The organism is Nosocomiicoccus sp. HMSC067E10 (genome assembly GCF_001810835.1).
Taxonomy (GTDB): Bacteria; Bacillota; Bacilli; order Staphylococcales; family Salinicoccaceae; genus Nosocomiicoccus; species Nosocomiicoccus ampullae_A.
Genome location: NZ_KV802759.1, coordinates 26,335 through 35,285, shown reverse-complemented (window position 1 = coordinate 35,285; position 8,951 = coordinate 26,335). Strand labels below are relative to the sequence as shown.

The 8,951-nt window shown below is 36.2% G+C and carries 11 protein-coding genes and 1 other RNA gene; 2 read left to right on the top strand and 10 right to left on the bottom strand.

Translation table 11 applies throughout. The features are described from left to right. Positions 1-213: 213 nt before the first annotated feature. The 5 genes from recR to HMPREF2767_RS02820 all read right to left on the bottom strand — a co-directional run bounded on the left by recR (position 214) and on the right by HMPREF2767_RS02820 (position 3,988). Positions 214-810, bottom strand: coding sequence for a recombination mediator RecR (recR, locus tag HMPREF2767_RS02840; RefSeq protein WP_068131143.1), 597 nt, complete (start codon positions 808-810; stop codon positions 214-216). 1 nt (position 811) lies between these two features. After that, positions 812-1,135 carry a YbaB/EbfC family nucleoid-associated protein gene (locus HMPREF2767_RS02835; RefSeq protein ID WP_068131140.1) on the bottom strand — a complete coding sequence of 108 codons (324 nt, stop codon included), beginning with the start codon at positions 1,133-1,135 and terminating at the stop codon, positions 812-814. A gap of 37 nt (positions 1,136-1,172) precedes the next feature. Then, a complete protein-coding gene (gene dnaX / locus HMPREF2767_RS02830) occupies positions 1,173-2,801 on the bottom strand; it encodes a DNA polymerase III subunit gamma/tau (protein WP_070622553.1) in 1,629 nt (542 codons plus the stop codon). A gap of 134 nt (positions 2,802-2,935) precedes the next feature. Then, positions 2,936-3,201: signal recognition particle sRNA large type (gene ffs, locus HMPREF2767_RS02825), an RNA gene on the bottom strand. A gap of 40 nt (positions 3,202-3,241) precedes the next feature. After that, positions 3,242-3,988 carry a carboxypeptidase-like regulatory domain-containing protein gene (locus HMPREF2767_RS02820; RefSeq protein ID WP_070456158.1) on the bottom strand — a complete coding sequence of 249 codons (747 nt, stop codon included), beginning with the start codon at positions 3,986-3,988 and terminating at the stop codon, positions 3,242-3,244. Positions 3,989-4,146: 158 nt separating this feature from the next. Between HMPREF2767_RS02820 and HMPREF2767_RS02815 the strand changes: the two genes are divergently transcribed. Together HMPREF2767_RS02815 and HMPREF2767_RS02810 are read left to right on the top strand one after the other, a co-directional pair. Beyond that, complete coding sequence (locus HMPREF2767_RS02815) at positions 4,147-4,914, top strand: 2OG-Fe dioxygenase family protein (RefSeq protein ID WP_083286794.1); 768 nt, start codon at positions 4,147-4,149, stop codon at positions 4,912-4,914. An 89-nt stretch (positions 4,915-5,003) separates the two neighbouring features. Further along, positions 5,004-6,377 carry a sodium/glutamate symporter gene (locus HMPREF2767_RS02810; protein WP_070456162.1) on the top strand — a complete coding sequence of 458 codons (1,374 nt, stop codon included), beginning with the start codon at positions 5,004-5,006 and terminating at the stop codon, positions 6,375-6,377. A 172-nt stretch (positions 6,378-6,549) separates the two neighbouring features. Here HMPREF2767_RS02810 and HMPREF2767_RS08900 read toward each other — a convergent pair whose 3' ends face one another. The 5 genes from HMPREF2767_RS08900 to HMPREF2767_RS02795 all read right to left on the bottom strand — a co-directional run bounded on the left by HMPREF2767_RS08900 (position 6,550) and on the right by HMPREF2767_RS02795 (position 8,428). Continuing rightward, complete coding sequence (locus HMPREF2767_RS08900) at positions 6,550-6,684, bottom strand: hypothetical protein (protein ID WP_256374318.1); 135 nt, start codon at positions 6,682-6,684, stop codon at positions 6,550-6,552. 76 nt (positions 6,685-6,760) lie between these two features. Then, positions 6,761-7,249, bottom strand: a complete 489-nt coding sequence (locus HMPREF2767_RS02805; RefSeq protein WP_070456164.1) for a GNAT family N-acetyltransferase — start codon at positions 7,247-7,249, stop codon at positions 6,761-6,763. Then, positions 7,250-7,549 carry a GNAT family N-acetyltransferase gene (locus HMPREF2767_RS08560; protein WP_083286795.1) on the bottom strand — a complete coding sequence of 100 codons (300 nt, stop codon included), beginning with the start codon at positions 7,547-7,549 and terminating at the stop codon, positions 7,250-7,252. It abuts the gene before it with no gap. Then, positions 7,506-7,754, bottom strand: a complete 249-nt coding sequence (locus HMPREF2767_RS08555) for a hypothetical protein (protein ID WP_083286796.1) — start codon at positions 7,752-7,754, stop codon at positions 7,506-7,508. Before HMPREF2767_RS08555 ends, HMPREF2767_RS08560 begins: the two co-directional genes overlap by 44 nt. A gap of 56 nt (positions 7,755-7,810) precedes the next feature. Beyond that, on the bottom strand, positions 7,811-8,428 hold the full coding sequence (locus tag HMPREF2767_RS02795) for a hypothetical protein (protein WP_083302035.1): 618 nt from the start codon (positions 8,426-8,428) through the stop codon (positions 7,811-7,813). Positions 8,429-8,951 lie beyond the last annotated feature (523 nt).

Sequence of the window (8,951 nt, the reverse complement as noted above, 5' to 3'; positions counted from 1 at the left end):
TGAAAAGCGCAATATTTACTATAGCACGTTCATTTTTAAAACGCAACTATTAAATTCGAATAAATTCGAAATTAAAACTTTTTGTTTTCGTTTCGAATTTCTTTGTTGTGATTGCTCACAAGATAGTACTATACATCGTCTATATTTTAAATGCAAGTGTTTTTTAAAAATTAATTTTAAAAGTTGAGTAGAAATCATTCTACTCAACTTTATTTAGATTTCTGTTCTATATTCTATCGCTCTCGATAGCGTTACTTCATCGGCATACTCTAAATCTCCACCGATAGATAACCCTTGTGCGAGTCGCGTCGTTTTTATACCAATCGGTTTAACGAGGCGAGTAATATACATCGCAGTAGTTTCGCCTTCAATATTTGGATTCGTCGCGAGTATTAACTCTTTTACGTTTTCGTCTTTTAATCGCTCAATTAAACTCGGAACATTAATATCCTCTGGACCAATACCATCCATCGGTGAAATCGCACCGTGTAGTACGTGGTATAGTCCGTTATATTCACGCATTTTCTCCATCGCAATGACGTCTTTTGTATCTTGAACGACACATATCATCGAGCGGTCACGGTTTTTATCCCTACATATATAGCATGGATCTTCGTCCGTAATATGACCACAGACCGAACAATATTGTAGTTCTCGTTTGACATCCATCAAACTTTTAGAGAAATCCACAACGTCTGTCTCTTTCATATTGAGAACATAGAACGCGAGACGTTGCGCTGTTTTTGGACCGATACCAGGCAATTTCATAAAACTATCAATAAGTTTTGATATTGGTTCTGGATAATACATATTACATCAGCCCTGGGATGTTTAGCCCTTTAGTATGTTGACCAAGTTTTTCAGAAACGAGTTCGTCCGCTTTATTTAATGCGTCGTTTGTCGCCGCTGTAATTAAGTCTTGTAGCATTTCGATATCTTCTGGATCGACAACTTCCTCGTCAATCACTACATCTAAAATTTCTTTATGACCTGACACTGTTACTTTTACCATACCACCGCCAGCGCTACCTTCTATCTTTTCTTCTTTTAATTTTTGTTGCTCTTCTTCCATCTTCTTTTGCATTTTCTGCATTTGTTTCATCATATTTTGCATGTTACCCATTCCGCCACGCATTTATAAAACCTCCAATAATATATTTACTGTATTTATTTTAATCGGACTGACCTTTTATTTCAACGATACTGCTATCAAAGAGTTCTTTTGCTTTGTCAGAAGACTTTACTTCCTTCATAGTTTCTTCTCTAGATTCTTTAAAATTCGCAACATATTTCTGTCGAACGTCTTCCCAAGCCTCTTCTGGTACTCCGACCACTTTTACTTTCTTCCCTATTATAGGATGAATCAATCGTTCTAATTCTTCTGTTTTATTACTATCGTTGTTTATAAGTTCAGAATGTACCTCGTTTTTAAACTTAATAAGCACTTTCGTTTCACTCGCAGTCACCGGATCTGAGTCTTTAATAAGTGCACGAAGTGAGTTTTGTCCCTGTGCTTCAACGTGTTGTATAACATTTGCCCATTCTCTTTTAATTTTTCCTGTATCTTCATGATTCGCTTTATCGAGTACTTCTTTAATTTTTTCGAAAGAATATGGTTTGTTTCGTGGAATTTTTTTCTCTGTGACCTGTTTGACTTGCACACCATTTTTAAGTGTCGCTTCAAGTGCATTCACTTTTCTTTTTAACGCTTCAATTTCTCCATTATTAGATGAATGAGATTGGTTGTTTACTCCATTATCTTTCTTCAGAACTTCGATCATTTTAACAATGACCACTTCAAGATGAACAGACACATTGACACTAAAGCGCATCATGACCATCGCATCATTTAAAATATCAATCATTTGATAAAGTTTCGAATCATCCACTGTGTTTAGTGCGTATTTGTCATCATCATATAGTATCGTATCTCTTAAATAATAGACGAGTTCATGGACAAGCCGAATCGGATCTTTACCCTCATCTATAAACTGATGATACTTCATAAACGCTTCTCTAGTTTCGAGATTTAAAATGAGTTGCATAAATTCATTTAACTCATCAAATTTAATACCACCAGTAATCATTACTGCGTCATCTAATGTAACTTTATTACCACTAAATGCAATCACTTGGTCGAGAATCGATAACGAATCTCGCATTCCACCTTCAGCTGAACGAGCGATATAAGCGAGAGCATCTTCTTCGTATTCAACATTTTCAGTATCAGATACATACTTTAAGCGTTCAACAATCTCATCTGTTTCAATTGCTTTAAAATCAAAACGTTGCGTTCTAGAAATAATTGTCGCTGGGATTTTATGAGGTTCAGTCGTTGCAAGAATAAAAATTGCATGACTCGGTGGCTCTTCGAGCGTCTTTAAAAGCGCGTTAAAAGCACCTGTTGTTAACATATGGACTTCATCTATAATATACACTTTGTATTTCGCTTCGTTTGGTGCATACTTTACCTTCTCACGAATATTACGTATCTCGTCTACGCCATTATTAGATGCTGCGTCGATTTCAATGACATCATTCGAGCTACCATCAGTAATACTTTTACAAATCGCACAATCATTACACGGCTCCCCACCTTGATTGTTCGGACAATTCACAGCCTTAGCAAAAATTTTAGCGATCGACGTTTTTCCCGTCCCACGTGGACCACTAAAAAGATACGCATGAGATTCTTTGTTACGTTCAATCGCATTTTTTAACGTTTGCGTTATGTGCTTTTGACCGACTACATCGCCAAAACTTTGCGGTCTAAACGCACGATATAGTGCTTGATATCCCAAATTTTCGCACCTACTTTTTTAAAAATATTACTCTAATTATACCATACGTCGACTCATATTTTTCACTGATAAAGAACAACAAAAAAGCAGAACTCAAGGAATTCCCTCAGTTCTGCTTTCTCATAATAAAAAAACCGTGCACCACTTTGTCGAATATCAAACACAAGCGTTACTCACGCATTCGACTCAACCTCGGCTACCCTACGGCACATAGAATGGGCCACTTAATGCTGCTTCCTTCCGGACCTGACATGGTTCATGACGTTCTATTGCATAGGACCGAAGTCTCAACATCGACGTACGTGAGGCAGACCTCACATCTGATTCCTCAAAAGTGGAATTCGGTCTTGCTAGAGCGGATTGCAAGTACAGGGCACCGCTAATTCCCCACTTAGCACGGTAAAATTAATATTAGCAAAAAATAATATCATTGACAACCGTTATCTCTTTTTACGAAGGAAAAGCGCCACTAAGCCTGCGAGCGTTAATAACACAACACCTACAACCGCAAAGATAAGTGCCTTTGAAGCCTCTTTAATTTGAGGATCATTCTTTTGAATTTCTTCCTCTACAACTTCACTCTCGTCTGCGCTGTCATCTTTAATATCGATATCAATATTTACTTTGTTTTTATTTTCAATTTCAACATCGACAGACTCATTTACCGCTTTTCCATTCACTTCTACAACTTTTACAGTATGCGTCCCTGGTTGAAGTTCTTGAGCGACATAGCGCCCATTAGGATCCGTTTCAATCACTCTGTTACCCACTTCAACTTTCGCCTGAACAGGTTTGTCATTTAGTGTCACTCGTCCGCTAATCGAATAGCTCTCTTGATTGACAGCGACGACAACCGATTCCCTAGACGCTTCTTGTTGAACAGGTGTCTCCACTGGTGGAGTGACCTCTTGTTGCGGCTGTTGATTTTGTCCATCATTAGGATTTTGATTCCCATCAGTTCCAGGTGTTTGCAACGAATCACCTGGATTATTATTGCCGTCGTAATTCCCTGGGTTATTATTTTCATCATAATTTCCCGGGTTATTATTTTCATCATAATTTCCCGGGTGATTATTTTCATTATAATCTCCCGGATTTTGATTGTTTAAGTTTCCATCATTTTCATCTGCATAGGCAGGTGTTGAAATGAGTAACCCACCTAGAAGTATCGCAATCGATTTTTTCATTGTAATTCTCCTTCAACACTTCTTTTCGTATTCGTTTATTATAAACATTATACCATGAATAAGCCTATGTCCGTCGGGTTTTTCATTTATCCTACTCTTGATTGTCTCTTTAATGTTTCATAATATAAATAATGAATAAATAATAAAGGATGAAACATATGAGCGAACTTAAAACGAAAGGCTATAAGCGCTACGATTATATGAAAGAACTATACTATGAAGGAATTGAAAAAGACTTTGAAATTCTTCGAGACTATTTCCGTAACGACTTACCTGAAGATGACTACGCAAAAGGGCTAAACCGTTATAGACGTTATTCACGTGCACTCGTATTACCAACGAGTCAACAAATCGAATGGCTACCAAACATTAAAAAAGACGGTAAAGAATATGCAGCATACTTCCAAGGTAAATTTAACCCAGAACACCCGGGTGATTACCGTGAATTCGCAGCAATTGATGATCATATTTTAAACAATACACTGCTTCAAAAAATCATTATGGCAGATTATAATGAGACGTTTTGGAATGATGAAGATCTCATCATGCCAATCCACGTCGGTGTACATTTTGTAAAACTTCGCGTTGAACATGAAGACGACGTTGCGGTTTCATCACCAAACTCGTTACATCAGGACGGTGAGCCTTTTACATTTGCACACCTGATTGAAAGAAGAAACGTTGAAGGTGGCACGAATGCGATTGGCATACCGGAAGTCCGCCATAAACTTCCAGAAGAAACAACAGACGATGAACTACACGAAGTATTTGAAATTACAGAGCCGTTAGAATCATATGGAGTCACAGACCACATGGTCAGTCACTACGTTAGTCCGATCACGCGTGGTGAGAAGGGTGAAGAAGGCCTAAGATCCGTCCTTCTAATTGATTATCAACTGACAGTTGTCGCTGAAATGGAAGAATAAATATACTTCTTTTTAATAAATATTAAGTTTTACGCATATAAAACGTTTCCATGATATAATAATTAAAAACAGATAAAGGAGATAGGTCTATGACGATTCAAGATTTTGTAATTGACTTTGCATTTGCATCTATCCTCGTCTTAATTGGACAGTTCCTCAGATCTAACTTAAAAGTATTCCAAAAGTTCTTCATACCTGCGAGTGTACTCGCTGGATTTTTAGGGCTAATATTTGGTCCAAACGGGCTTGGTTGGATACCATTTTCTGAGGCAATGGGTGGTTATGCTGGTCTTTTAATCATTTTAGTATTCGTAGTCGTTGGAGTTAACGGTTTTGAATTTAAACGTGGCTCTGGTGATGATTCACAACTTAAACGAATTCTTGGATACCAAATATTTAAAATTATCGTGTGGGCACTTCAAATTTTCGTACCACTTGTATTTACAATTGTCGTTCTTAAGAAAATTTGGCCAGGCCTAAACGATGGTTTTGGAATGCTACTTCACTCTGGATTTTACGGTGGACACGGAACAGCAGCTGCTGTAGGTTCAACGTTTAAAGATCTTGGGTTTGAAGATGCACAGGATATCGCAATTACATTTGCAACGTTCGGTATTCTTACTGGAATTTTCGGTGGTATTATTTTAATCAACATCGCAGCACGTAAAGGTCAGACAGCTTATATGAAAGACTTTAAGTTCATCGATGGAGATATGAAAACTGGACTAATTTCTTTCCAGAATAGACGTCCATTCGGTCAACAAACAATCTCTTCTGTTTCGCTAGATACATTAACATATCACGGCGCATTTATCGTCGCATTAACAGGTATGACGATCGTACTTAACAGATGGCTTGCTGAGCATGTATTAGCTGGAATTCCTGACTTTACTCTCGGATTCATCTTAGCGCTTATATTCTTCTTACTTCTTAGAAATACGCCAGTATATGATTACATCGACAAAGATGTGAATACGAGAATTTCAGGTTCCGCAACGGATTATCTCGTTATTTTCGGTATTGCGTCAGTTAAACTAGATGTCGTTATGTCTTATGCTGGACCGATTATTTTATCACTGATTGTTGGTTGGTTACTTGTATTCATTATCATTTGGCCACTCGGTAAGGCATACAGTAAAAACGACTGGTTCGAGCGTTCAATTTTCGTATACGGTTATTTAACAGGGGTATTCGCAATCGGATTTGTATTATACAGAATTGTCGACCCAGACAACGTATCTGAAACAATAGAAGATACAGCGATGACACCAGCAACAAACATCGCCGAAATTGTCGTGTGGTCACTGTTCCCAGCACTACTAATTAGTGGGCAGTGGCTCATTGCAGCAGCAATTCCATTTGTAATTCTTATCGGAAGTGTTATCGCAACAAAAGTTACAGGCACATGGGTATTTAACGTACCAGATAGCGAACGAAATGTATTAAAAAATCAAATGAAATAACAAAAAGGCAAGATTCTAATATAAATAATAGAATCTTGCCTTAAATGTATTACTTATAAATATTTGAACGATTGCCTACAGAAATAATATTAATAATGATTTATCATCATAAATACTAGTTATTATTCTGTACTTTCCTATACGATATCTCCAATATTCATTCAGATTTCCTTTACAATGTCTTAAATATTCTGTTAAAAGGTCTATAGTAATATGAATAATAGTCCATCCAAGCATCAACATTACCTTTTGCCTCAATATTGCTCAAAGCATGATTAAATTCTTCTATACCGACTTGTAGTCTCATAATATACCGCCTGTCTTACAAAAGATTGATGCCAATGCCTATAACGCTTTTGCCCTAGATGTTTCATGGCTTAATCCTATAATCTAAGCTCCATCATTAATTGGACACCATATTCTGTTACCTCTTCGTCTATTGTTTCAAAACCTTGCTTTTTCCACATTCTAACAGCCGGCTCGTTTTCTCTGATAACACTGAGCCGAATCTTCCGCATGTCTTTTCCTTTAACATAAGCAACAGCGTGATTATATACTTGTTGACCAATACCCTGTTTCCTATAATTTTGATCGATGACCAAGTAACCTATCATACAGGTGTAAATTTTAGGATAATTGAATAGGATGTCTAGAAAACCAATAAGATTCTCTTCTCTATAGATGCCATACACTTCTTTATTTTTTATATCTATGCCGGGAGGCACATCCAATAGGAATTCTTTTATAACTTCATCAAAAGATGGGACGACCTCCATATAATCTCTGAAATGATCTGTATTCCTCATGATGAAGTTATAAAAGGGCTTAAAATCTTTTTCCTTGTCAAGTAATTTTAATTTAAAGGGTTGCATTTAACTTTCTCTCGCTAATGTTAATTTATAATGAGTTATTGAATTATGGGTCCCATGGTGTTCTTCAATTTCTTTGAAATTTATCTTCTCCAACATTCTCCTTGAGCGCTTATTTTTCTCGTGTGTTTTAGCAATAAAAGTCGTAATGCCCAGTTCGCTTGAAGTATTTTCAATTGTATGATCTATTGCTTCCGTGCCAATACCCTTTCCCCACAATTCACTCTCACCGATGGCAATTTCTAATTCAACTGTTTCTTTATCTATAAATGTAACATCCACATATTCGACTATTTTTTTCAAATTCTATTCCTTCTCTAATACACTCTGCTGAATCATTATTTACTTGAAGTATCCACCACTTGTGTATTTCTTCTTCATTTCTGTTTAGCTTCCATCCATTTGACGAGCAAAATTTTTGCTCTTCACTCCAGTCCAACACATAAGTGATGTCAGACTGTCGTATTAGTCTAACTGAAACATTTTCTGAAGATATTTTTTGTTCCATTAGTTCAACTCCTTCAACATCTTCTCAAATAAGAAGATGTTTGCTGATTCATCTGATTATTCATTCCACGATATAACTTCAGCATTTTCAATTGAAACTTGTCCTATACTCAATATGTGGGGAACAAGATGGAACATTCCGAACCTATTTCTCTTGTTGCTTTCCCTTTGAAAGTAGTCAAATGTCTCTTTGGGTATCTTATCCAGTTCTTCGTAATCATCAATTTTTAGCAAATCAATATTGCTGGGGGATATGGGAGCGGATGGTCCTCCATAATATTTCTGGTTGTAATAATATATTGCATTTTCGTTCCCTTGCAGATTCTCTATAGGAATCTTATAGAATTTGACCTCATCAGGTACATTTACGTTCAACTCTTTCATTGCTTGGTAGATGTGATTAGGGTGTAACGGAGAAAAATGGACCACATCATTCCATCGGCAATTCAATTTGGGTACCTTTCTCTCCAATAATAACTTGCGATCAGGAGAATTGTTATACTTATCCATGTATTTTTCATAGAGCTGAGCATCGATTTCCTTTATTTGATTTAGAGGAATCAGCTTTTCTCCGAGCATACTATTAGGTACTAGATGGTATACATATTTCAAAGTGATATCTCCTTTTAGTGCTGTGATTTTTATAAGTAACATCACAAATACATGTCTTTTCATAAAATATTTTCTTTTTCTTCTTTGAGAATAATATTTAGCTACTTAAATAAGGATTGAATCTTTAGAGCAACTTCTTTTAGTATAACATTAATCAATGACCGCTTCTCTATATCTATCCAGATTGGTCGATATACTCCTCTAAAAGAATCGAGTCAGATATAAAAGGATTACTAAAGAACTCAAAATATATGTTCTTTAATAATGAAAATTTCTCTACTATATATACAAATATTATTGAAATGATACTATCTTTATTCTTCTTCATAAGGTTCAAATATTGTCCAAAATATAGTGTCTGTTCAATAAATTTAGTCTAACAGTAACCGTGGACATAGTAACATCCCTTTAAGGGTTACATTGGAACACATACTTGGTGAATACTATAAACCACACTCAAGACGATTTAGTTGTTCTTGTGTAATTCTTATTCTGTATCATCCGCTTAAATTCCCTGCACTTTTAAAATAAAAAGTTCTATGATCCGTAGGGCTTTCCATGCCTTTATACAACAAAAACTTCCTAA

Coding starts and splice junctions, on each gene's coding strand:
- HMPREF2767_RS02835 (WP_068131140.1), bottom strand. CDS start 1,135: ATGCGTGGCGGAATGGGTAACATGCAAAATATGATGAAACAAATGCAG.
- recR (WP_068131143.1), bottom strand. CDS start 810: ATGTATTATCCAGAACCAATATCAAAACTTATTGATAGTTTTATGAAA.
- HMPREF2767_RS02820 (WP_070456158.1), bottom strand. CDS start 3,988: ATGAAAAAATCGATTGCGATACTTCTAGGTGGGTTACTCATTTCAACA.
- HMPREF2767_RS02795 (WP_083302035.1), bottom strand. CDS start 8,428: ATGAAAAGACATGTATTTGTGATGTTACTTATAAAAATCACAGCACTA.
- HMPREF2767_RS02810 (WP_070456162.1), top strand. CDS start 5,004: ATGACGATTCAAGATTTTGTAATTGACTTTGCATTTGCATCTATCCTC.
- HMPREF2767_RS08555 (WP_083286796.1), bottom strand. CDS start 7,754: ATGGAACAAAAAATATCTTCAGAAAATGTTTCAGTTAGACTAATACGA.
- HMPREF2767_RS08900 (WP_256374318.1), bottom strand. CDS start 6,684: ATGAGACTACAAGTCGGTATAGAAGAATTTAATCATGCTTTGAGCAAT.
- HMPREF2767_RS02805 (WP_070456164.1), bottom strand. CDS start 7,249: ATGCAACCCTTTAAATTAAAATTACTTGACAAGGAAAAAGATTTTAAG.
- HMPREF2767_RS02815 (WP_083286794.1), top strand. CDS start 4,147: ATGAGCGAACTTAAAACGAAAGGCTATAAGCGCTACGATTATATGAAA.